We start from the raw sequence: 24,538 nt of genomic DNA on the forward strand, positions 1-24,538 counted from the left end.
GAAAATTAATGAACAAAATTAAACAAGCAGTTATTAAAGCGGACCCTCGTTTGAAGGGGTTATTAGTGGTGATGATTGCTTATATTGGGATTATGACAACGATGTTAGTATCGGGGGCTACATCCCAAATTGATCACTATCAAGAAACAGTAGCAATCGAAGTACAGGATGGTAGTGATGAACAAAAAGATTATTTAGTAAGACAAAATACTGTAAGAAAAGTTTTAAATGAATTAAATATTCATTTAAATCAAAATGATACAGTCAATAAAGATTTTAATTATATTGTACAAAATAAAGATTATTTAAAAATTAATCGTGTTTCAAAAGAAAATATTGATGAAGTTGTCACAACGCCATCTTCAACGATTAATACAACAGGATTACATCTTTTTACAACAGAAGTCAGACAACAAGGAAGCAATGGACAAGTTAAAAATACTTATCAAGTTACTTATCAAAATGGGCAAATCGTAAGTAAACAACTTGTCTCATCAACAGTAGTATCACCAGTAAGTGATACCATTATAGAAACAGGAGTTGTTCAACCAGGAGCATATTTTACTGGTAAATTAACAACTTATGGAGGAGATTGTGCCGGAGGTAGTGGTATCGGTGCATCGGGTGTTTCTTTAAGTCCAACAACAGGAGTACAAGGATCAAATACAGCTAAATTACGTTTTAATGGGCAAAGTTATTATTGTTTAGCTGCAGATCCATCAATACCATTTGGAACAATTATTGAAATTAGAAATCATAATTTAAGTATTGAACCAGTGGCTTATGGAATTGTTGTAGATCGCGGTGGAGCTATTAAGAAAAATCATATTGATATTTTTAATGGAACAGAAGCAGGAAAGTATTTTAAAGGTGGTTCTTCTAACCAAACAGAATTTAAAATTATTTCTGTAGGCAGTGGGAAAAACTTTTGGAAATAGTCGTCATGGATATGATGACTATTTTCTTTTGTAAAAGAGAATAGGTTGTAGTAAAATTCAAATAGAATTTACTACAAAAAAGGGGAATCAGAAAATGAAAGTAGGAATTATTCAAGCAACAAGTCAAATTAGTAAAAATAATTTATTGTATCAATATACTAAGGAATACGTAGAAGAAGTAGTTAATTTTGGTTGTTTTGAAGGAGAAAATAATTATTCATACGTAGAAATTGCATTAGAAATAGGATTATTAATATCAAGTCAAGCAGTTGATTTTGTTGTTACGGGATGTTCATCAGGTCAAGGAATGATGATTGCTTGTAATAGTTTACCAAATTTAATATGTGGGTATCTACCAACGCCACAGGATGCTTATTTGTTTGGAAGAATTAATGATGGAAATGTAGCCTCATTACCATTAGGATTAAATTATGGATGGGCTGGAGAAATTAATTTAAGGGCAACATTACAACAATTATTTTCTGAACCATTTGGAATAGGTTATCCTTTAAAAGATTCAAAACGAAAAATAGCTGATACGCAATTAATAAAGCAATTAAATAAACAAAGTAAAAAAGAAATGATAACTTTTTTAAATGAAATTGATCCTCAAATTATTTCTAAAATTATGCAAAAGAAAGACGTGATTAACTATATTGTTCATCATGGCAAAGATGAGCGTATTGTACAATGGGTAAAAAGTAAGATTTAGAACACTTTTGAAAATAATCTTTTTCTCGAAAAATAATAACTGTTGTAGTACAATAGTAAAGACTGAAAGGGGCGTTTATGATGTATGATGTAATAGTTGTTGGTGCCGGACATGCAGGGATTGAAGCATGCTTAGCGCCAGCTCGTATGAATAAAAAAACCTTATTAATCACGTCTAATTTTTCTAATGCTGGTTCAATGCCTTGTAATACATCAATAGGTGGTCCAGCAAAAGGAATCATAGTGCGTGAAATTGATGCATTAGGAGGACAAATGGGGTTAACAGCTGACCATACATATCTTCAAATGAAGATGTTAAATACAGCTAAAGGACCAGGTGTTCAATCGTTAAGAGCACAAGCTGATAAAAAAGCATATCCTCACTATATGCAAAAAGTATTAAAAGAACAAGAAAATTTAGATATTGTAGAAGCAATGGTTGAAGATTTAATCATTGAAGATCAAACTGTAAAGGGTGTTATTTTAGAAGATGGGACTCGTTATGATGGAAAAACAGTTGTTTTAACTACAGGAACATATTTGAAAGCTGAAATTTTGGTAGGACATGAAAAACACGCTAGTGGGCCAGATCAACAAAAAGAATCAAAGTTTTTATCTGATAAACTCAAAGATGCTGGCTTACATATACAAAGATTAAAAACAGGAACACCACCAAGAGTTGAAATTAATAGTATTGACTATTCAAAAACATCATTACAACCAGGTACAGATGATGAATTAGCGTTTAGTTTCCAAACAAATCATTATGTTCCTATTGAAGAACAAACACCATGTTATTTAACTTATACTAATGAAAGAACACATAAAATTATTCATGATAATCTAGAAAAATGTGCTATGTATAGTGGTTTAGTTAAAGGAATTGGTCCACGTTATTGCCCTTCTATTGAAGATAAAGTTGTTAAATTTTCTGATAAACCACAACATCAAATCTTCTTAGAACCAGAATCAAAAGAAATGAATACTATCTATGTACAAGGATTTTCAACATCAATGCCTCATGATATCCAAGAACAAATGATTCGTACTTTACCAGGACTAGAAAACTGTAAAATATTAAAATATGCTTACGCTATTGAATATGACGCTATTGATCCTTTACAATTATGGCCATCATTAGAAACAAAAGTATTACATAATTTATTTACAGCTGGACAAATTAATGGAACAAGTGGTTATGAAGAAGCAGCGGGACAAGGATTAATTGCTGGTATAAATGCAGCATTAAAGGTAGAAGGAAAAGAACCACTTGTATTAAAAAGAGATGAAGCATATATAGGAGTTATGATTGATGATTTAGTTACTAAAGGAACAAAAGAACCTTATCGTATGTTGACAAGTCGAGCTGAATATCGTTTATTATTGCGTCATGATAACGCTGATGAAAGACTTATGAAGCATGGACATGATGTAGGTTTAGTTAAAGATAAAGTGTACAATCAATATCTTGATAAGATGCAAGGCATCTATCAAGAAATAGAAAGATTGAAAACAATTCGTTTTACTCCTAAAGATGAAATTAATACGATGTTAGTAGAAAATCATTCATCTCATTTAAAGGAAGGCATTAGTGCAAAAGAATTAATTCAAAGACCAGAAATCACTTATCAAATGATTAAACCATATATTGAATCTGCTCATCTTTCTAAAGAACAAGAAAAAAGAGTAACTATTTTAATTAAATATGCTGGTTATATTGAAAAAGCAAAAAGACAAGCAGCAAAACAAATTAAAATGGAAGAAAAGAAAATACCAAGTGATATAGATTATGATTTAGTTAAGAATTTAGCTTTAGAAGCTAAACAAAAACTATCTAAAGTAAGACCACTAACAATAGGTCAAGCTTCAAGAATATCAGGTATTAATCCAGCAGATATTTCTGTTTTATTAATTTATTTAAAACAAAACTATAGTGAGGATTCATATGACAAATAATGAATTTAAAGAAGCATTAAAAGAAAAGAATATTCATTTAACTGATGAACAAATGAAACAATTCGATATTTATTATCATACATTAGTAGAATGGAATGAAAAAATGAACTTAACAGCAATTACTGATCAAGAAGGTGTTTATTTAAAACACTTCTATGATTCTATTAGTATAGCTTTTAACTTTCCTTTTTCTAATCAAAGTATTGTTGATATTGGAGCTGGTGCTGGCTTTCCTTCTATTCCTTTAAAAATTGTTTACCCAGATTTAAAAATAACCATTGTAGATTCATTAAATAAACGAATCACTTTCTTAAATCATTTGTTTAAAGAATTAAATTTAAAAGATTGTCAAGCCATTGCAATGCGTGGAGAAGATTATGCTTTAAAGCATCGTGAACAAGCTGATGTAGTCATGGCAAGAGCAGTAGCTAGACTTAATATACTTGATGAAATCTGTTTACCATTAGTTAAAAAAGACGGTTATTTCCTTTCATTAAAAGGAAGACAAGGTCATGAAGAATTAGATGAAGCAAGAAAAGGAATTCAAATACTAGGCGGACAAGTCGAAAGTATTCATGATTTTACACTTAGTGATGACGATGATCATCGAAGTCATATTCTTATTAAGAAAGTAAAATTAACACCGGCTAAATATCCAAGACAGTTTGCTAAAATTAAGAAGAAACCATTATAAAAGGAGTTTATATGTTAGAAAAAGTATATAAATTAATTGATATAAAAAAGATTTACGCTAATGAAAATCAACCAAGAAAAGTCTTTAATGATGAAAAGATAGAAGAATTATCGACATCAATAAAAGAAAATGGTTTAATTCAACCTATTGTTGTAAGAAAAACAAAAGAAGGATATCAAATTATTGCCGGTGAAAGAAGATTTCGTGCATGTAAACTTGCCGATATGACTAAAGTACCTTGTATTATTAAAGAATATGATGATAAGCAAGTAGAAACACTTGCGGTTATAGAAAATATTCAAAGAGAAGACTTATCTCCTTTAGAAGAAGCTAAAGCTTATAAATCATTACTTGATACTTATCAATACAGTCAACAAGAATTAGCTAAAGTAGTAGGGAAAAAACAATCTACAATTGCAAATAAATTAAGATTATTAAAACTATCAGATGGTGTAAAAGATGCATTAGATAATCGTACTATTACTGAGCGACATGCTCGTGCCATGGTTGGTTTAGATCAAGAAAAACAAGAAACTGTTTTAAAAGAAGTTATTCAAAAACATCTTAATGTTGCTCAAACAGAAAAGTTTATTGATAAAAAACCTAAACCTAAAAAGGTAAGGCCAAAAAAAGCAGTATCACAAAATGTTAAAATTGCTTTAAATACGATTAAACAAGCGACATCAATGATTGAAAAATCAGGCGTTACATTAGTACAAGAAGTAGCAGATGAAGAAGATCAATATATTATTACTATTAAAATAAATAAATAAATCCTCTACAACTCTAATTGACATTTCAAAGTGAGTGAATATAATAGAATACGTGACCGGAGGGTATAGAGATATGCTGGATAAGGTTATGGGAAACCATAATTTTATCCAGCTTTTTTTAGGAGGAAGAACATGAAAAATGATTTATTAAAAGGACATGTAGGAAAAACTCTTTTAGCGTTTGCTTTTCCTTTTATGCTATCAAATTTATTACAAGTCTTATATGGTTCTGCTGATATGTTTGTTGTAGGAAAATATGCTAATACTTCTGCCGTATCAGGCGTATCGACTGGTAGCCAAGTTATGACTTTAACTACTTATTTTGTTTTAGGATTAACAACAGGAATTACGGTTTTATTAGGACAATATTTTGGAGCTAAAAAAGAAAGAGAATTATCAAAAACCATTGGAGCCGGTATTGTTTTATTTGGATGTATTGGCATTGTTCTTACAATAATGATGTTGTTATTTAACCACCAAATTGTATCTTTAATGAATACGCCTCATGAAGCAATAGCAGCAACAAGATCATATATTTATATTTGTTCGATGGGCATTATCTTTATTGTTGGTTATAACGTAGTCAGTAGTATTTTAAGGGGGTTAGGTGATAGTACGACACCTCTTGTATTTGTGTTTATTGCTTGTGTAATTAATATTATTGTTGATTTTGTTTTAGTTGGATATGTCCATTTAGGTGCTGCGGGTGCTGCTATAGCTACTGTATCTGCTCAAGGGATTGCCTTTTTATTTTCATTAATCTATTTATATAAAAAAGGTTTAGGTTTCCCATTTTATATAAAAGATATATGCTTTTCTCAGCATATTATGAAAGTATTAAAAATAGGTTTTCCTTTAGGATTACAAAATGCCCTTATTAATATTTCTTTTTTAATTATTACTATTATTATTAATAAAATGGGTCTTGTTGCCAGTGCTGCAGTAGGGGTCAATGAAAAATTAATTGAGTTCTTTATGCTTCTTCAATCAGCTATGCAAAATGCCATTGCGACGATGGTAGCTCAAAATAGAGGAGCCAGACAAAATGCCAGAGCTTATGAATCATTAAAATGGGGTATGTTCATGTGCTTTAGTTGTGCTATTGTCATTGTTGGATTAGCTCAATATATGCCCACTTTCTTTACAAGTATTTTCTCGCATGATCCAGATGTAATTTATCAATCTTCATTATACTTACAAACTTATTCCATTGATTGTCTTCTTACAAGTCTCGTATTTTGCTTTAACGGATATTTTAATGGATGTCAAAAGACAGTATTTACTATGATCCATAGTTTAATTTCTACATTTATTGCCCGTATTCCGATTACCTTTTTGATGTCTACTTTAACAGGAGTAACATTGTGGCATATGGGTATTGCTTCTCCGGTATCAACGTTTTTATCCCTTATTATGTGTATCTTTTATTTAAGAAAAACAAAGAAAGAATTGCAATAAATAATGTAAGTGCTTTATCTTGATAAGGGTCATTGATTAATTAAAGACAAGTGGTATAATGGGAAAAAATGAGGGGACATTATGAAGTATATTAATCAAATTTTAGTTATTTTAGGAATCTCTTTTATAGGAGAATTATTAAGTCAATTTTTACCATTACCAGTACCAGCAAGTGTTTATGGATTATTTATTATGTTAATATGTTTATTTACACATATTATTAAATTAGATCAAGTTGAAGATGTAGGTAATTGGCTCATACTGATTATGCCAGTGTTATTTGTACCATCAGCAGTAAGTTTAATGAATGTTAAAGACGCTATTATGAATGATTTATTTGTTATCGCTTTAGTTACTTTTGTTAGTACAATTGTAGTCATGGTTGTTACGGGGAAAGTAGCCCAAATCATTATAGAAAGGAAGGAGAAGAAGTAATGAATGATGTATTTGTTGAAACTCTTTATTTTGGATTGGTTTTATCTTTATTATCCTATTGGGTAGCAGTCCAAATTAGAAAATTACTTCCTTATCCTATATTTAATCCTTTATTAATAAGTGCTATTATCTCTATTGCTGTTCTTGTATGTTTTGGTATTGATTTTAAAACATATAATCAAGGAGCTCAGTTTATTACGGTTTTACTGACACCAGCTACCGTATGTTTAGCGATACCATTATATAAACAAGCAAGATTATTACAAAAACATTTTGATGCTATTTGTATTAGTTTATTAAGTGGTGTGATTGCCGGAATTGTAGCTATATTTGTCATGTGTTTAGTGATGAAGGTGGATCCTGTTATTTATCATTCTTTATTACCTAAATCTATTACAACAGCTATTGCTATAGGGATATCTAATAAAATAGGTGGTAATTCTACAATAACTGTAGGAGTTGTGATTGTAACCGGTATTTTAGGAGCAGTGATTGCTAAATCTATATGTAAATTATTTAAAATTAATCATCCTATTGCCGTAGGATTAGCTCTTGGTAATAGTGCTCATGCTATTGGAACAAGTAAAGCTTTAGAATTTGGTGAAATAGAAGGAGCGATGAGTTCTTTATCTATCGTTATTGCTGGATTATTAACTGTTATTATTGCTCCAATTGTAGCTGTGCTTCTTTAATTTGCAATTCAATATAAAATTATGTAAAATGTAAAAGATGTCGAATATGACACCTTTTTTTTGTGCAGAGAGGATGGAAAGAATGAATGAATGAATTAAGAATATGGGTAACAGGTGCCCATGGTAAATTAGGACAAAACTTAGTGAGTTATTTAAGTGAAAATGAATATATGGTTTTACCAACTGATCAAGAAGTAGATGTATGTCGTTTAGAAGAAGTCATGCATTATGGAGAAAGTCAAAGACCAGATGTCATTATTAATTGTGCTGCCATCACAGGTATATCTAAGTGTGAAAGACATGAATTGGATGCTTATAAAGTAAATACTTTAGGAGCACGTAATATGGCTTTGGTAGCTCAAAGAATTCATGCAAAACTTATTCAAATATCAACAGATGATGTATTTCAAGGTGAAAATGATCAAAAACTTAATGAATTTGAAAAACCACAACCAACAACAGTATATGGTAAATCAAAATTAGCGGGAGAAGAATTCATTAAAGAATTATATCCAAAACATATTATTATTCGTAGTTCTTGGTTATATGGTAACCAACCAGGTAACTTCTTATATGATTTATTTAAACAAGTAGTAAATAATCAACAAGTAGAAGTATCTAAGGAACAATTCAGTTCACCAACAAGTGTTTTATCATTATGCAAAGTCATTGAAGTATTAATGAATGGAAATGAATATGGTTTATTTCATGCTTCATGTGAAGGACAATGCAGTCGTTATGAATTTGCAAGACGTGCATTAGAAATTGCGGGATATAGTCCAGATCATGTTATTTCTGGGCATAATGAATATGGACAAACAGGAAATTTTGTTTTAGAAAACTTAATGTTAAAAATGACAGATATTTATACTATGCCATCATGGCAAGATGATTTAAAAAATTTTATTGAACAAATTAAGGGGGATTTAAATGAAAAAGAAGAAGTTTAATTTAACAACAAGAATCATGCTATCCCTGATATTAGGGGCTATCGTTGGATCAATACTATATTTTTTACCAGCTAGTTCATTTAAAACAGATATTTTAGTAAATGGTATCTTTTATATTGTAGGGAATGGTTTTATTAGAATGATGCAAATGCTTGTCGTACCATTAGTATTTGTATCTATTGTATGTGGTAGTGCTGCTATTGGTGATACCAAAACATTAGGAAAAGTAGGAGTAAGAAGTTTGATCTTCTATTTATGCACAACAGCGATTGCTGTTGTAGTAGCCATTGGTGTAGCGAATATTATTAATCCAGGAATTGGTGTGAAGATGGCAAATATTGTTAAAACAGCAACATCTGCTACTTCATCAACGAAGTCAGTTTCTTTTGCTGAAACAATTTTAAATATTATTCCTACTAATCCGATTGAATCATTATCTAATGGAACCATGTTACAAATTATTTTCTTTGCTTTATTATTAGGAATTATTCTAGCAAAACTTGGAGATCGTGTTGATAGTGTAAGTCAATTCTTTAATCAATGGAATACAATTATGATGGAAATGACAAACATTATTATGTTAGTTGCGCCAATTGGTGTTTTTGCTTTGATTGCTAAGACATTTGCTACCCTTGGTTTCGATATGTTTTTACCAATGCTTAAATACATGGGATCAGTAGTTGGTGGCTTAGGTATTCATTGTATTGTTGTCTATATGGCATTATTAAAGATTTTTACAGGTTTAAACCCAGTTCGTTTTATTAAGAAGTTTTTCCCAGTGATGACTTTTGCTTTTTCTACAGCAACATCTAATGCTACAATTCCCTTATCAATTGAAACATTAGAAAAGAAAGTGGGAGTATCGAAAAAGATTTCTTCTTTTACAATTCCTTTAGGAGCAACTATTAATATGGATGGGACAGCTATTATGCAAGGAGTCGCTGTTGTCTTTACTGCTCAATTATTTAATATTAATTTAAGTGTAGCAGATTACCTTACTGTTATTGCAACAGCAACACTGGCTTCAGTAGGGACTGCAGGTGTTCCTTCAGTAGGTTTAATTACTTTATCAATGGTCTTTTCTTCAGTAGGTTTACCAGTAGAAGGTATTGCTTATATTATGGGTATTGATCGTATTTTAGATATGTTAAGAACAGCGGTTAATATTACAGGTGATGCTGTATGTACAACGATTGTCGCTCATCAAAATAAAGCATTAAATAAAGAAGTATTTTATCAAGAATAACTAAAAAGAGTAATGAACATAAATGCATGTTTATTACTCTTTTTTATTTTTGATAAGTGCTTCTTTTTCTTTACGAGTGAGTTGTTTAATTTGATACTCTCGTTTCATGGCTTCACTTTTAGAACTAAAGGTTTCATAGTATTCCAATTTAACAGGTCTTCTTGCTTTTGTGTATTTAGCACCTCGCCCCTCATTATGATCTTTAATTCTTTTTTCAAGATGATTTGTCCAACCGGTATAAAGGGTTTGATCATGACATCTTACAATATAAACATAATTATTTTGTTGTTGATCCAAAGCCACCATTTCTTTCATCAGTGACATCATCATCTTCAACAATACCGTATTCAAAGAAAATGCCTTGAACAATACCTTGACCTGCTTTTACAGTCACTGTTTTATCTTCATTACTATCATTCGTTAATTTAACAAATATATGTCCTTCATTATCACTATTGTAATAATCGCTATCAATAATACCAACAGTATTATTTAATTGAAGACGATACTTAAATCCCAATCCACTACGTGGATAAAGTCCTAGTACCCAAGAAGAATCAATATAAACACGAATACCTGTAGGTATTTTAATAGTTTCTCCTGGTTTTAATTCAATATCAATAGGTGTATAGAAATCATAACCTGCAGATCCTTTGGTAGCTCTTTTAGGTAATGAAATAGATTCATAAATATTTAAAATAGTATTTTCATCATATTGAGGAAATGAATCTTTAAAATCATTTAAGAATTGTTCTTTTGATACTTTATAAAATTTTGCTATTTTTTTCATTAGTTATACCTCTCTTTTTACATTCATTATAAAGAAAAGATATTTATAAAGGAATAGTAATTATAAAAATATTAAATATAGTATTAAAAACTATATTTAATAGAATAAAATAACTTATTTTGTGATAAATGTATTTACCTTTATGACATTATTGAGTATAATAACCGTAGTTGGAGGTGAAAACTATGAAAAGAACAAAATTAGCTGATCGTGTTTTACCTGAATATACTAAGGGTGAAGAAGTATTTAATATGGTCACACATATTGTAGGAGGGGCGCTAGGAATAGCAGCTTTGGTATTATGTATTGTTTTTTCGGTTAAACACCATAATGGTTATGGATTGTTTTCGGGGATTATATATGGGATTTCAATGATACTCCTTTATACTATGAGTAGTATTTATCATGGATTATCACCAAAATTAAAGGCAAAGAAAGTATTTCAAATTATGGATCATTGTTCTATCTTTGTTTTAATTGCTGGAACATATACACCTATTTTATTATGTTCTATTCGTCCAATTGATCCATTTTGGGGATGGTTATTATTTGCTGTAGTATGGATTGTAACAGCATTAGGGATTACTCTTAACGCTATAGATATTAAAAGATATAAGACTTTTTCCATGGTTTGTTATCTAGCGCTAGGATGGTGTATTATTTTTAAAATCAATCTTTTACCACCATCTATTGGTTATCAAGGAATTGTCTATTTAGTGGCAGGGGGACTTGCTTATACAATAGGAACCATCTTTTATGGCTTACAAAAAAAACATCGTTATATGCATTCTATTTGGCATTTATGGATTTTAGTAGGAACAGTATTACATTTTTTATGTATTATTTTATATGTAATTTAAGGGCTTGGAATCAAGCCTTTTTTCTTTTTTTAGAAAAAGAAAAAATATTAGATACAAAACAATGTTTTTAGGTTATAATGGAATGGATGCATAGACATATGCATTTATTGTTTTAAAAAATAATAAATGCATATGTCTTGCAAGTAGTAATGATTATTAATAATATAAAATTGAAATATATAGGGAGGAATTGCAATGAAAATAATTAAACGTAATGGGACAGAAGTTCTCTTTGATGAAAGCAAAATCACAGCAGCAATTCAAAAAGCAAATAATGAAGTTGTAGAAACAGAAAGATTAACAGAAGAAGAAATTGATAATATTACAAATAATGTTAAATACCAATGTGGTAAAATGTTAAGAGCATTAAGTGTAGAAGAAATTCAAAACTTAGTAGAAGATGAAATTATGAAATTGAATGCTTTTACTGTAGCTAGAAAATACATTACATATCGTTATAAAAGAGCTTTAATTCGTAAATCTAATACAACAGATGAACAAATTTTAAGTTTAATTGAATGTGATAACGAAGAAGTAAAACAAGAAAATTCTAATAAAAATCCTACTGTTAATAGTGTACAAAGAGATTATATGGCTGGAGAAGTCAGTAAAGATATTACAAAACGTTTATTATTACCAGATGACATTGTTAAAGCACATGAAGAAGGAATTATTCATTTCCATGATTCTGACTATTTTGCTCAACATATGCATAACTGTTGTTTAGTTAACTTAGAAGATATGTTACAAAATGGAACAGTGATTAGTGAAACAATGATTGAAAGACCAAAAAGTTTTTCTACTGCTTGTAATATTGCTACACAAATTATTGCTCAAGTTGCAAGTTCACAATATGGAGGACAAAGTATTACTTTATCTCATTTAGCTCCTTTTGTTGACGTTTCACGTCAAAAATTAAGAAAAGAAGTTAAAAAAGAAATGGAAAGTACAGGTATTCATTTAAGTGAAGAAGAAATTAATAAAATTGCTGAATTACGTGTACGTGAAGAAATTAAAAGAGGTGTTCAAACAATTCAATATCAAGTTGTTACTTTAATGACAACAAATGGACAAGCACCATTCATTACTGTTTTCATGTATTTAAATGAAGTACCAGAAGGACAAACAAAAGAAGATTTAGCATTAATTATTGAAGAAACATTAAAACAAAGAATGATTGGAGTCAAAAATGAAAAAGGTGTCTATGTTACACCAGCTTTCCCTAAACTTATTTATGTTTTAGAAGAAGATAATATTGAACCAGGTAGTCGTTATTATGGTTTAACAGAATTAGCAGCAAGATGTACAGCTAAACGTATGGTACCAGATTATATTTCTGAAAAGATCATGAAAGAATTAAAAGTAGATGATAAAGGTGTAGGACATTGTTATCCATCTATGGGATGTCGTTCATTTTTAACACCTTACATAGACGAAAATGGAGATCCAAAATATTATGGAAGATTTAACCAAGGTGTTGTAACAATCAACTTAGTTGATGTTGCTTGTTCATCTAAGGGAGATGTAAAGAAATTCTGGCAAATCTTTGATGAGAGATTAGAGTTATGTTATCGTGCTTTAATGTGTCGTCATGAAAGATTAATGGGAACTCCTAGTGATGTTGCTCCTATCTTATGGCAATATGGGGCATTAGCTCGTCTTAAAAAAGGAGAAACAATTGATAAATTATTATTTGATGGTTATTCAACAATTTCTCTTGGATATGCTGGATTATGCGAATGTGTTCAATATATGACAGGAAAATCGCATACTGATCCTGAAGCAACACCATTTGCTTTAAAAGTAATGCAACATTTAAATGATAAATGTACAGAATGGAAAGCTAAAGAAAATATTGATTTTAGTTTATATGGAACACCAATTGAATCAACTACTTATAAATTTGCAAAATGTTTACAAAAACGTTTTGGAAAAATCAAAGGTGTAACTGATAAAAACTATATTACAAATAGTTATCATGTTCATGTTACTGAAGAAATTGATGCATTTACAAAATTAACATTTGAATCACAATTCCAAAAATTATCACCAGGTGGTGCTATTTCGTATGTAGAAGTACCTAATATGCAAGATAATATTGAAGCTGTTTTAGCTGTTATGAAACATATTTATGAAAATATTATGTATGCTGAATTAAATACAAAGAGTGATTATTGTATGGTTTGTGGTTATGACGGAGAAATTCAAATCAGAACTGATGAAGATGGAAAATTGATTTGGGTATGTCCAAACTGTGGTAATAAAGACCAAGATAAAATGTCTGTAGCAAGACGTACTTGTGGTTATATTGGAACTCAATTCTGGAACCAAGGTAGAACACAAGAGATCAAAGAACGTGTATTACACTTATAATTTAGGAAATTTTTGAAAAATGAACATTGGTTAAGGGAACAAGAATTAATTCTTGTTCCTTTTTTGTAAAACAAAATTTAATTTCCAAATACAAAAAAGAAAAATAATAAAAATTATATTTTAATTTAAGACTTATGAAAGTAGAGATAGGGAAACTATCTATTTTATTTACATAAATTATGGTAAAATGTGTATATAAATACCCCGCTCAAAGAACGGGGTTTTATGTTCGATATTTAAAAAAATAATTTTGAAAGATGAGGAATAGAATTGTGAGTATTAAAAATAAAAATATTAAAGATGAAGTAGTAGATGAAACTGCTAACGAGACATCGAAAAAAGAGAAGAAACATAGTAATAAGAAAACCGTTTTGATGATTCTTGGAATAGTTGTTATTGCTTGTTTGGCAATTATCCTTATTAGAGGAGGATGGAATCCATTTAAAAGTAAAACTGTTGAAAAAGAGGCTATTAAACAATATGAAGAATCAGCTACAGTTGCTAATGATTTATGGACTACTTTAAACCCTGAAGATGCTGAATTAGATGAAAATAGTTCTTATTACAGGGAACTACAAGCAGAATTTGGACCAAATGGAAAATTTCCTTATGGTTTCCAAATTCTTGAAGATAATGGTAAAGAAGGGAAAAAAGGCGTTTTAAAATCAATGATTACAGCAAGTAGCGAATATGACAGTGCTTATGGATTTGATTACACTGTTTATTACATGATAAATGACGATTATGCAAATGAAAAATATAATCAATTAAAACATGGAGATACTGGTGTTAATGATTTTAGAAAAGAATATTCATTTTCTAATGGAAAAATTACAATCGCAAGAAGCGGTGAATTGGATTTGGTCCTTTTTTACATTAAAGTAGGAACAGTAGTTTATCAAATGGATGGTCGATGTTCAACGTATACAGTTGATAAAGTCCAAGCGTTGTTTAATAAACTTAATATCCAATATACACCTATAGAAGTAAAAGATATGCAATAAAATGAGAGATACTTGAATTTTAATATGTTTGTCATTAAAATGTAATGGTGAAGAATTTATTTAAAAAATAGATAATTTGTCTTTAATGAAAATGGAATATAAAAAAGAGATTTTATCTCTTTTTTTATATAGAATGGATGGGATAAAATGACAAAGAAATTATATGATGAAAATGCTTATCAAAGTGAATTTACAGCTGAAGTAGTCAGTTGTAATCCATGTCAAAAGGGATACGATGTATTACTGGATCAAACTTTGTTTTTTCCTGAAGAAGGAGGACAAACATGTGATCGAGGAACATTAAATGATATAGAAGTAAAAGATGTTCAAATTATCGATCAAGAAATACATCACTACGTTGAAAAACCACTAACTGGAAAAGTAAAGGGTAAGATAGATTTTGCTTATCGTTATTCAAATATGCAAAATCATAGTGGTGAACATATCATATCTGGGATAGTAAAATCATTATTTGGTTATGATAATAATGGTTTTCATTTAAGTGACCATGAAATTACAACAGATTATAATGGTTATCTTAGTCATGAACAATTAGCTACTGTTGAACAAATGGCAAATCAAGTTATTTTGGAAAATCATACTATTCATTGCTTTTATCCTGATTGTCCTGGTGATTATGATTATCGTAGTAAAAAAGAAATTAATGAAGCGATTCGTCTTGTTGAAATCGAAGGAATTGATTGTTGTGCCTGTTGTGCGCCCCATGTTCATTCAACAAGTGAAATTGGTATCATTAAAATACTTAAAGTAATCAAAAATAAAAAAGGTATAAGAATTTATTTTGTTTGTGGTCATCGTGCATACCAAGATTATCTTCTTAAACATGATCAGGCTATGTACATTTCTAAGCAACTTTCATTACCACCTTTACAATTAACAACAGGAATTGAACGTATTATTCAAGAAAATAACCAATTAAAACAAGAAATATCATCATTAAAAAAGCAAATGATTGATAATCAAATTCAATTACTTTATCATAAAACTACTCATATTGTTTTTATTGATGAACTAGACCATTCATTACAACAATATTATTTAAATCAATTAAGTATATATAGCGATAAATTAGCTGCTGTATTTGTAGGAAGTCAAGATCAATATCGTTTTATGATGTTAGGTGAGATGGCTCATACGACTTTACAACTATTAAAAGTCTCTTTTGAAGTAAAAGGTGGCGGGAAAGATATTGTTCAAGGGCAAATTATTGGTCAAGAAAAACTTATTAAAGAATGTATTGAACAAAGTGAAAGAGGGAAATAGGATGAACTATGCAACAATAAAAAAATGTGATATTGCAAATGGTACAGGAGTCAGGGTTTCTTTATTTGTCTCTGGATGTCGGCATCATTGTTTAGGATGTTTTAATGAAGAAGCATGGGATTTTCATTATGGACAAGTATTTAATGAAGATACGATTCAAGAAATTATGGATGCTTTAAAACCAAGTCATGTTGAAGGATTGACTTTACTTGGCGGAGAACCTATGGATTTAGATAACCAAGAAGGAATTTTACCATTATTACAAAGAGTAAAAAATGAACTACCAGACAAGGATATTTGGGTATATAGTGGTTATATTTTAGATGATTTATTACCTGGCGGTAGAGCTCATAGAGAGATTACAGATGAAATCTTAAGTTATGTTGATGTTTTGGTTGATGGACCATTTGTACAAGATTTAAAAGATATTTCATTAAGATTTAGAGGATCTTCTAATCAAAGATTAATTGATTTAAAAGAAACATTGAAACAAAAAGAAGTGATTTTATATCAAGGAAAAGATTTTTACAGGAAATAATCGATGATTATTTCCTTGTTTTATAGAATGAGGAGAAAAAGTAAAATAGTGAAATAATCTATATAATTTAATATATTTATGATATAATGTGTGCGTTATATAAAAAAGGGAGAAAAAATATGATTGGTTTTTATAGTTATACTGTAATCCTTACATATTTGTCATTGGTTTTTGCCATGGCTGGAATCCATTTATCATTTAACGGATATTACCAATGGGCTTTTATTTGTTTAATTATGTGTGGTATCTGTGATACTTTTGATGGAATGGTAGCACGTAGTAAAAAGAATCGTACAGAAGAAGAAAAAAAATTTGGTATTCAAATTGATTCATTATGTGATTTAGTTGCCTTTGGGGTATTTCCAGCAATATTAGGATATAATGTAGGATTATCTTCAGTGGGATGGTTAGCTATTGAAATATTTTATGTATTAGCTGCTGTCATCCGTTTAGCCTATTTTAATGTTACTGAAGAAACAAGACAACAACAAACAACAGAGAAAAGAAAATACTATCAGGGATTACCTGTTACATCATCATCTTTCATTTTGCCATTAGCATTCGCATTTCGTTATGTGATTTTTGGCCTTGATTATTTATATGGGACTTTAATGTTAATTACTGGTTTATTATTCATTATTGATTTTAAAGTACCAAAAGTTCAAGCTAAAGGTATTGCTGCATTAGGCGTACTTGTAGTTGTAGAATTAATCCAAATCGTATGGTTTTAGTTAAAGATCGTCAAGGGAATTTAGTTCAACAAGGAAAGAAACAAGATAACTTATTAAAGATATTATATGGCACATCGCTTGGAAGATGTGCCTTAAAGTTCTTGATTTGTAAGCCAGTAAGTGATTTGGCTGGTTTATATATGTCAAGTTGTATATCAACTGTCCATATTGATTCGTTTATTAAAAATAATCACATTGATATGAGTCAATATGTTGATAAGAAATATAAAAGTTATAATGATTTCTTTACAAGAAGAATTAAACCTGGACAAAGACCCTTTGAACAAGATGATGAAATATTAATGGCGCCAGCCGATAGTAAAGTATCTTATTATCAAATAAGAAAAGATAGTTGTTTTACAATTAAAGATACACCTTATTCTTTAAGTGATTTATTACAGGATGAAAAATTAGCTAAAGAATATGAAAATGGGATATGTCTTGTTTTTCGTTTAGCAGTAGATGATTATCATCGATATAGTTATGTTGATGATGGAGTTATTAAAGCAAGAAAGCATATTAAAGGCGTATTTCATACTGTCAATCCAATCGCTAATGATTATTATCCAATTTATAAAACAAATAGTAGAGAATATAGCATTATTGAATCAAAGAATTTTGGTGAAATGATTCAAATGGAAGTAGGAGCAATGATGGTAGGAAAGATTGTTAATTATCATCATCACTTAGCAACCAAAGGTCATGAAAAAGGATATTTCAAATTCGGTGGTTCAACTGTTGTTTTAATATTTAAAGAAAATCAAGTTATGATTGATCAAGACATCATTGATCGTTCAAAAGACATGATTGAAACAAAAGTGCGTTTAGGAGAGAGTATAGGACATAAGATGGGAGTGCATGAAAATGTCTAGAGTAATCGCAATAACAAATCAAAAAGGTGGCGTAGGAAAAACAACAACAAGTGTTAACTTAGCTGCTGCCCTAGCAAAGAAAAAATTAAAAGTATTATTAATCGATATGGATCCTCAAGCTAATGCTTCACAAGGTATTGGTATTGATCGTGATCATATTGAATTATCAACATATCATGTTTTAACTGAAGAAAGAGATTTAAGCGAAGTGATTATTCCTTCATATATTAAAGGGCTAGATGTTGCTCCGGCTGATATTGATTTAGCAGGTGCTGATTTAGAATTGGCTAATGTAAAACGTGGTAGAGAAAAAAGATTAAAGAAAGCTTTGGATAACATTAAGGATAGTTATGATTTTGTCATTATTGATTGTCCACCAGCTTTAGGATTATTAAATACGAATGCTTTAACAGCATGTGATTCAGTGCTAATTCCAGTTCAATGCGAATATTATGCTTTGGAAGGATTAACACAATTATTAAATACAATTTTATTAACACAAGGAACATTTAATCGTAAATTAACAATTGAGGGCGTATTACTTACTATGCTTGATCAAAGAACAAATTTAGGATTAGAAGTTTCTCAAGAAGTACGTAAATACTTTAAAGAAAAAGTTTATAAAACAGTGATTCCTCGTAATGTTAAATTATCAGAAGCACCAAGTTCAGGTGTATCAATCTTTGATTATGATAATAATTCTGAGGGAGCTAAAGCTTATCGTGCCCTAGCAAAGGAAGTGATTAGTAGAAATGTCTAATACAAAGAAAACGGTTAAGAATAAAAAATTAAATAAAGGATTAGATGCTATTTTTGGTGGCGATATTACCAGTATTATTGATGATATTGAAAAAAACGCTCCAGAATCAAGTCAAGAAAAGATATCTTTAGAACAAATTAGACCTAATCCATATCAACCACGTAAACTATTTAATGAAGAAGCATTAAATGAATTAGCTGTTTCTATTAAAGAACATGGTATTTTTCAACCAGTTATCTTAAAAAAATCAATTCATGGCTATGAAATTGTAGCTGGTGAAAGACGTTGTCGTGCAGCTAAAATTGCTGGATTAGAAGAAGTTCCTGCCATCATTGTAGATTTTACAGATGATCAAATGATGGAAATTGCCTTGCTAGAAAATATTCAAAGAGAAGATTTAAATGCTATTGAAGAAGCCCAAGCTTATCAAACAATGATGGATCGCTTTGAAATAACGCAAGCAGAATTAGCAAAACGTATTGGTAAATCAAGAACATATATCACAAATACTTTACGTTTATTAAATCTACCTGAAAAGATTCAAGAATATGTTTTACAGGGAATGCTAACAATGGGTCATGCTCGTGCGCTGATTACTTTAGATAAAGATAAAGCTTTAAGCATCGCTAAAAGAGCAATTGATGAAAAACTTACAGTAAGAGAAGTAGAAAACATTGTTAAAGGAATAGAATTACAAAAAGCACGTAAAGAAAAAACTAAGGTAGAAAAACCTAAAGAATATGAATATGTAGAAGGATTATTACGTAAGAAATATCGTACACGCATTAAAGTAGATGATAAATCCATTACAATTAAATATACAGACACTGATGATTTAAATCGTTTATTAGAATTAATGGGTGTTATTGAAGAAAGTTAAAGCCAGATTAAATCTGGTTTTTTTTATATTTAAAAAGGTAATTGACAAACTGTTATATACTGTTATATACTGTTTGTGGATGGAGGAGAAAAACTATGCGCATTATTATCAATAACTCATCTATGGTTCCAATCTACGAACAAATAGTAGATCAAATAAAAAAACTAATTAGTCAAAATGAATTAAAGGCAAATGATGCTTTACCTTCAGTTAGAGCACTTTCAAAAGAACTAAAGATTAGTGCTTTAACAGTTAAAAAAGCATACGATTTTTTAGAAGAAGAAGGACTAACAAAAACGATTCATGGCAAAGGAACGTTTGTTTTGGATGCAAACAAAGAAATAATCTTAGAAGAAGTGAAGAAAGAAATTGAAAATTTATTAGAAAAAGCAATTGAAAAAGCACATCATGCAGGTGTTGGAGATGATGAACTTCATGATATCTTTGATTTATTGATGGAGGAAAAATATGATAGAAATTGATGGTATAAAAAAGACATATAAGGATTTTACATTAGATTGTTCATTAACGATACAACCAGGCACGATTACTGGCTTATTAGGACAAAATGGAGCAGGGAAAACTACTTTATTTAAAGCTATCATGGATTTGATTCATGTAGAAAAAGGAAAAATATTGATATTTGGAAAAGATCATCAAGAATTAGACAAGAATCAAGTAGGTTTTGTTTTATCAAATACATGTATATGTGAATATTTAAAGTTAAGGGAATTAATTCAAATGCTTAATGCAGTTTATGATCATTTCCATTTAGATCACTTTATTGAACAATGCAAAGCATATCATTTGCCTTTTGATAAAAAAATCAATGAATTTTCAACGGGGATGAAAGCTAAATTAAATATCTTAATTGCTTTAAGTCACGAAGCTAAATTATTATTGTTAGATGAACCTACTGCAGGGTCAGATGTTGTCGCTAGAGAAGAAATTTTAGATTTAATCAGGACGTTTATGGAAGAAGATGAAGAGAGATGTGTCCTTATAAGCTCACATATTTCTTCTGACTTGGAAAGCTTATGTGATGATATTTATATGATCGATCAAGGACATATTATTTTACATGAAACAAATGATTGTTTATTAGATGAATATGGATTATTAAAAGTCACTAAAGAACAATATCAAGATTTAGATTTAGAATATATTTTGAAAACAAAAGAAGAAAATTACGGATATGCTTGTCTTAGCAATCATAAACAGTTCTACAAAGAGAATTATCCGGATATCGTTATTGAAAAAAATACATTAGATATTCTATTTTCAATGATGTTAGGGGGACATTAAAATGAAAGGGTTATTTATTAAAGATTATTCTTATATTAAACAAAGTAAATTTTTATTTCTTTTCTTAATTATATTTGGTTTAGGTTTTTCATTTATATACGATTATCATACTTTTGTATATGGATATTTTAGTGTATTTCCTAGCATTATGTTAATGAGCACTATCAATTATGATGATTATAATCATGGTTTTACCTCATTACTCTCTTTACCTATTAGTAAAAAGGAATATATTAAACAAAAGTATTGTTTAGGTTTAATTCTAGGATTATTGTTTTTAGCTATTGCCTTTATCATTTCATGTTTATCATATTATAGAAGTTTACATTCTTTCCAATTTTTAAATAGTGATTTATTTTGTGGTTGTATTATGTCATTGATGTTTGCTTATTTTATTATTGCATTAGCTACACCTGTTGCTATCTATTTTGGATCACAAAAAGGACAACTAGCAATGATGGTTATTTTTGGCGGAATCTTTGTTATGGGATTTATCATCTATTTCATCTTTAATTTATTGGGAATAGATTTAAAGGCATGGATTGATACGATAGCAAGCAGTTCAATTCCGTTTATTACTTTAGGAATTGTTGTGATAACAGCTATTTTAAACTTTATTTCTTATCAAATCAGTATCAAGATATTTAATAAAAAAGAATATTAAGCAGATACCTTGGGTGAAAACCTAAGGTATTTTTTATAAGTATTATCATGTGATTATTTTGTTAATTTTGTTATAATATAGATGTTATTTGAGGATGAGGTAAAATTATGGAAAAGAAATATATTAAAGGATTAGATGGACTTAGGGCCCTTGCAGTAATTATGGTTATAGGATATCATTTAAAACTACCTTTTTTTAAGGGTGGTGTTTTAGGGGTTACTGTCTTTTTTGTCATTTCTGGCTTCTTGATTACTCGTCTATTACTACAGGAATTACATGAAAATAATAAAATAGATTTAAAAAGATTTTGGGTCAAGCGTATAAGACGAATTTGGCCGGCAATGTTGTTTATGGTATCAGTTGTGATTATTGTTACAGCGATATTTAATCGCCCACTTTTTACAAAAGCAAGTAAAGATTTTGTTTCGGTTATTTTTGGTTTTAATAACTGGTATCAAATATTTAATAATATGTCGTATTTTGATCAAGGAGGAGCAGCCTCACCATTACTTCATTGTTGGTCTTTGGCGATAGAAACACAATTTTATTTAATTTTCCCATTGGTAATTGTTTTATTTAGTAAATTAAATGAACCGGATGCCAAAAAGAAAAAACACTTAATGCTGGTAACATTACTGTTGATTATTGTATCATCGTTATTGATGTTTATTTTATTTGATCCAACAGGGGATCCAACTCGTATTTATTATGGGCTAGATACGAGAGCATTCTCACTATTGGTAGGGGCAATGCTTGCGATGATCCACTTTTATTATCCACGTCTTAGATTGAGTTACCAATTTAGTACAATCATCAGTATTGCTTCATTGTTAGGTATCTTTATTATGGTAGCCCAAGTAGCAGGTTATGAAGCTTTCCTATATAAAGGTGGGTATTTACTTGCTTCTGTTTTAACAGCCTTTGTTATTGCGGGAATATTAAAACAAAAAGGATGGCTTACTTATATTTTTTCATTACCAATATTAGAATGGATTGGAAAACTATCATATAGTATCTATTTATGGCATTATCCACTTATTATTTTATTAACAGGTGGTAAAAAAGCATCTGTAGGAATGATGATTTTAGAAGTTGTTCTTACTTTTGTAATGGCTAGTTTTTCTTATTACATTATTGAAACACCAATTCGTTACCATTTATTTTCAAAGGTATTACAAGCAATGAAAGAACATACTGTATTTGCATCGAATAAGACAAAAAAACAATTTTCAATCGCATGCCTTGTTGTTTCTCTATTTGTTGTGAGTATTGTTTCAGTACGTTTTGTACCTAAAGAAAGTATGTCAGAACGTATGAGTATAGAAGCAAAAGTCAAAGAAAAAAAGAAAAAAGTTGTTCAACCAAAAACAGAAGTAACAAATCAAGAAACAGATGAAGAGATATTAAATAGATTAAATATCTTTATGGTAGGAGATTCAGTATCTTTGGGAGCTCAATCTGCTTTACAGAATGTATTTCCTAATGGTCGTTTTGATTGCAAGGAATCTCGTCAATGTCAACAAGGGGTAGAGATGATACAAAATGAAATTAATCAGAATCATTGGCAAGGAGATGCTATTATTTTTGCTTTAGGAACGAATGGACCTATTAGCGATGAACTAGATCAATTACAAAAACTAATTAAAAGCAATCAACATTTATTTATTTTAACTTTACATGATCCTTATGTTGATTGGATTGACGCTAATAATCAAAAAATAAAAGCAATATGTAAAAAATATAAAAATATTCATTTGGTTGATTGGGATAGTTACTGTACAGGACATAATGAATGGTTATATAGTGATGAAACACATATTAAACCAGATGGAGCAAATGAATATGCTAACTGTGTTAAACAAAGTGTATTAGAAGTTTATAAAAAACAACAAAAAAGTGATAAGCAAAATAAAAAAACGCAACAGGTTAAAGAAAAACAAAAATAACGATTTATGAAAGGCAATAGCCTTTCATTTTTAATATCCAAAAAAGGGAAATATAAATTAACTATACAAAAATAAATGAAAGTTGTATGATGAAAACTAGGTGATGATATGAATAGAAAAAAAACAGATATGATGGTCAAAGGAGCGATGGTAGCGTCCTTGTTTGGTGCGTTGGGCGTTATTAATGTTTATACAGGAACGATGTTTGATATTATTTTTTCGTATGTCATGGTAGTCTTTATTGTTTGGTATACAGTGAAATACGATTATCGTTACGCATTGTTAGTGACATTGTGTACGGGTGTCATTTTATTTTTAGTAGGAGATTTATATTTTACATTTTATTCTACTTTAACTTTATTATTGGGTATATTTTATGGTTATGGTTTAATAAAGCATAAGAGTGATCGTTATATTGACTGGGGTCTACGTTTATTATCTGCCATTAAAAATGGAATTGTGTTTATCTTGCTTGGGGGATTACTGGGCTTAAATGCTTATCAAGATTGTATAGAAATCTATCAAGATATTTTACATTTTATTCCTTTTGTTAAAAATGTGATTTCACCACATGTTGCCTTTGTATTATTAGGGATGGCATTAATATGGAGTGAAAGCTATATTATAAGGTGGTATTCTGACTTTTTTATGGTGAGAATTGCAAAAATAAAGAGTTGA

Annotated in this window: 26 protein-coding genes; 24 read left to right on the forward strand and 2 right to left on the reverse strand. The window is 29.6% G+C overall.

Features of this window, described 5'->3' with window-relative positions:
- The first annotated feature begins 8 nt into the window (after window positions 1-8).
- The 10 genes from DWZ53_RS05155 to DWZ53_RS05200 all read left to right on the forward strand — a co-directional run bounded on the left by DWZ53_RS05155 (window position 9) and on the right by DWZ53_RS05200 (window position 9,853).
- Window positions 9-938, forward strand: a complete 930-nt coding sequence (locus DWZ53_RS05155; RefSeq protein ID WP_118432631.1) for a G5 domain-containing protein — start codon at window positions 9-11, stop codon at window positions 936-938.
- A gap of 94 nt (window positions 939-1,032) precedes the next feature.
- Entirely contained in the window at window positions 1,033-1,650 is a 618-nt protein-coding gene (locus tag DWZ53_RS05160; protein ID WP_118432632.1) for an RpiB/LacA/LacB family sugar-phosphate isomerase, read from the forward strand.
- Window positions 1,651-1,730: 80 nt separating this feature from the next.
- Window positions 1,731-3,605, forward strand: a complete 1,875-nt coding sequence (mnmG, locus tag DWZ53_RS05165) for a tRNA uridine-5-carboxymethylaminomethyl(34) synthesis enzyme MnmG (protein WP_118432633.1) — start codon at window positions 1,731-1,733, stop codon at window positions 3,603-3,605.
- The gene (rsmG, locus tag DWZ53_RS05170) at window positions 3,595-4,299 is read left to right on the forward strand and encodes a 16S rRNA (guanine(527)-N(7))-methyltransferase RsmG (RefSeq protein WP_118432634.1); all 705 of its coding nucleotides are present in this window, start codon (window positions 3,595-3,597) and stop codon (window positions 4,297-4,299) included. The genes mnmG and rsmG overlap by 11 nt, the downstream gene beginning before the upstream one ends.
- Before the next feature lie 11 nt (window positions 4,300-4,310).
- Window positions 4,311-5,072: a nucleoid occlusion protein gene (gene noc, locus DWZ53_RS05175; RefSeq protein WP_118432635.1), complete on the forward strand. Its 762-nt coding sequence runs from the start codon at window positions 4,311-4,313 to the stop codon at window positions 5,070-5,072.
- A gap of 132 nt (window positions 5,073-5,204) precedes the next feature.
- A complete protein-coding gene (locus DWZ53_RS05180; RefSeq protein WP_118432636.1) occupies window positions 5,205-6,530 on the forward strand; it encodes an MATE family efflux transporter in 1,326 nt (441 codons plus the stop codon).
- Window positions 6,531-6,611: 81 nt separating this feature from the next.
- A complete protein-coding gene (locus DWZ53_RS05185) occupies window positions 6,612-6,965 on the forward strand; it encodes a CidA/LrgA family protein (protein ID WP_118432637.1) in 354 nt (117 codons plus the stop codon).
- Window positions 6,965-7,657: an LrgB family protein gene (locus DWZ53_RS05190; protein WP_118432638.1), complete on the forward strand. Its 693-nt coding sequence runs from the start codon at window positions 6,965-6,967 to the stop codon at window positions 7,655-7,657. Before DWZ53_RS05185 ends, DWZ53_RS05190 begins: the two co-directional genes overlap by 1 nt.
- 86 nt (window positions 7,658-7,743) lie before the next feature.
- Complete coding sequence (gene rfbD, locus DWZ53_RS05195; RefSeq protein ID WP_118432639.1) at window positions 7,744-8,607, forward strand: dTDP-4-dehydrorhamnose reductase; 864 nt, start codon at window positions 7,744-7,746, stop codon at window positions 8,605-8,607.
- Window positions 8,588-9,853: a dicarboxylate/amino acid:cation symporter gene (locus tag DWZ53_RS05200; RefSeq protein ID WP_118432640.1), complete on the forward strand. Its 1,266-nt coding sequence runs from the start codon at window positions 8,588-8,590 to the stop codon at window positions 9,851-9,853. Before rfbD ends, DWZ53_RS05200 begins: the two co-directional genes overlap by 20 nt.
- A gap of 33 nt (window positions 9,854-9,886) precedes the next feature.
- Here DWZ53_RS05200 and DWZ53_RS05205 read toward each other — a convergent pair whose 3' ends face one another.
- Window positions 9,887-10,168, reverse strand: a complete 282-nt coding sequence (locus DWZ53_RS05205; RefSeq protein WP_199589091.1) for a GIY-YIG nuclease family protein — start codon at window positions 10,166-10,168, stop codon at window positions 9,887-9,889.
- Window positions 10,131-10,643, reverse strand: coding sequence for a dUTP diphosphatase (locus tag DWZ53_RS05210; RefSeq protein ID WP_118432642.1), 513 nt, complete (start codon window positions 10,641-10,643; stop codon window positions 10,131-10,133). Before DWZ53_RS05210 ends, DWZ53_RS05205 begins: the two co-directional genes overlap by 38 nt.
- 185 nt (window positions 10,644-10,828) lie before the next feature.
- On the opposite strand from DWZ53_RS05210, the gene DWZ53_RS05215 reads away from it, so the two are divergent.
- The 14 genes from DWZ53_RS05215 (at window position 10,829) to DWZ53_RS05280 (ending at window position 24,538) form a co-directional block, all read left to right on the forward strand.
- Window positions 10,829-11,503, forward strand: a complete 675-nt coding sequence (locus DWZ53_RS05215) for a hemolysin III family protein (RefSeq protein WP_118432643.1) — start codon at window positions 10,829-10,831, stop codon at window positions 11,501-11,503.
- Between the two features lie 195 nt (window positions 11,504-11,698).
- Window positions 11,699-13,876 (forward strand): anaerobic ribonucleoside-triphosphate reductase, encoded by a 2,178-nt coding sequence (gene nrdD / locus DWZ53_RS05220; RefSeq protein ID WP_118432644.1) that lies wholly within the window; start codon window positions 11,699-11,701, stop codon window positions 13,874-13,876.
- 272 nt (window positions 13,877-14,148) lie between these two features.
- Window positions 14,149-14,880 carry a hypothetical protein gene (locus tag DWZ53_RS05225; protein WP_118432645.1) on the forward strand — a complete coding sequence of 244 codons (732 nt, stop codon included), beginning with the start codon at window positions 14,149-14,151 and terminating at the stop codon, window positions 14,878-14,880.
- 147 nt (window positions 14,881-15,027) lie between these two features.
- Window positions 15,028-16,164, forward strand: coding sequence for an alanyl-tRNA editing protein (locus tag DWZ53_RS05230; RefSeq protein ID WP_118432646.1), 1,137 nt, complete (start codon window positions 15,028-15,030; stop codon window positions 16,162-16,164).
- Window position 16,165: 1 nt separating this feature from the next.
- Window positions 16,166-16,702, forward strand: a complete 537-nt coding sequence (gene nrdG / locus DWZ53_RS05235; protein WP_118432647.1) for an anaerobic ribonucleoside-triphosphate reductase activating protein — start codon at window positions 16,166-16,168, stop codon at window positions 16,700-16,702.
- Between the two features lie 119 nt (window positions 16,703-16,821).
- Entirely contained in the window at window positions 16,822-17,433 is a 612-nt protein-coding gene (locus DWZ53_RS05240) for a phosphatidylcholine/phosphatidylserine synthase (protein ID WP_118432648.1), read from the forward strand.
- Window positions 17,424-18,305: a phosphatidylserine decarboxylase gene (locus tag DWZ53_RS05245; protein ID WP_118432649.1), complete on the forward strand. Its 882-nt coding sequence runs from the start codon at window positions 17,424-17,426 to the stop codon at window positions 18,303-18,305. The genes DWZ53_RS05240 and DWZ53_RS05245 overlap by 10 nt, the downstream gene beginning before the upstream one ends.
- A complete protein-coding gene (locus DWZ53_RS05250) occupies window positions 18,298-19,065 on the forward strand; it encodes a ParA family protein (protein ID WP_118432672.1) in 768 nt (255 codons plus the stop codon). The genes DWZ53_RS05245 and DWZ53_RS05250 overlap by 8 nt, the downstream gene beginning before the upstream one ends.
- The gene (locus tag DWZ53_RS05255) at window positions 19,058-19,945 is read left to right on the forward strand and encodes a ParB/RepB/Spo0J family partition protein (RefSeq protein WP_118432650.1); all 888 of its coding nucleotides are present in this window, start codon (window positions 19,058-19,060) and stop codon (window positions 19,943-19,945) included. The genes DWZ53_RS05250 and DWZ53_RS05255 overlap by 8 nt, the downstream gene beginning before the upstream one ends.
- A 95-nt stretch (window positions 19,946-20,040) precedes the next feature.
- On the forward strand, window positions 20,041-20,427 hold the full coding sequence (locus DWZ53_RS05260) for a GntR family transcriptional regulator (protein ID WP_118432651.1): 387 nt from the start codon (window positions 20,041-20,043) through the stop codon (window positions 20,425-20,427).
- Window positions 20,414-21,250, forward strand: a complete 837-nt coding sequence (locus tag DWZ53_RS05265; protein ID WP_118432652.1) for an ABC transporter ATP-binding protein — start codon at window positions 20,414-20,416, stop codon at window positions 21,248-21,250. Before DWZ53_RS05260 ends, DWZ53_RS05265 begins: the two co-directional genes overlap by 14 nt.
- 1 nt (window position 21,251) lies before the next feature.
- On the forward strand, window positions 21,252-21,914 hold the full coding sequence (locus tag DWZ53_RS05270; RefSeq protein ID WP_118432653.1) for an ABC-2 transporter permease: 663 nt from the start codon (window positions 21,252-21,254) through the stop codon (window positions 21,912-21,914).
- Window positions 21,915-22,021: 107 nt separating this feature from the next.
- Complete coding sequence (locus DWZ53_RS05275; RefSeq protein ID WP_118432654.1) at window positions 22,022-23,860, forward strand: acyltransferase family protein; 1,839 nt, start codon at window positions 22,022-22,024, stop codon at window positions 23,858-23,860.
- A 108-nt stretch (window positions 23,861-23,968) separates the two neighbouring features.
- The gene (locus DWZ53_RS05280) at window positions 23,969-24,538 is read left to right on the forward strand and encodes a DUF2232 domain-containing protein (RefSeq protein WP_118432655.1); all 570 of its coding nucleotides are present in this window, start codon (window positions 23,969-23,971) and stop codon (window positions 24,536-24,538) included.

The sequence above is a fragment of the Coprobacillus sp. AF33-1AC genome, from assembly GCF_003475785.1.
GTDB lineage: Bacteria > Bacillota_I > Bacilli_A > Erysipelotrichales > Coprobacillaceae > Faecalibacillus.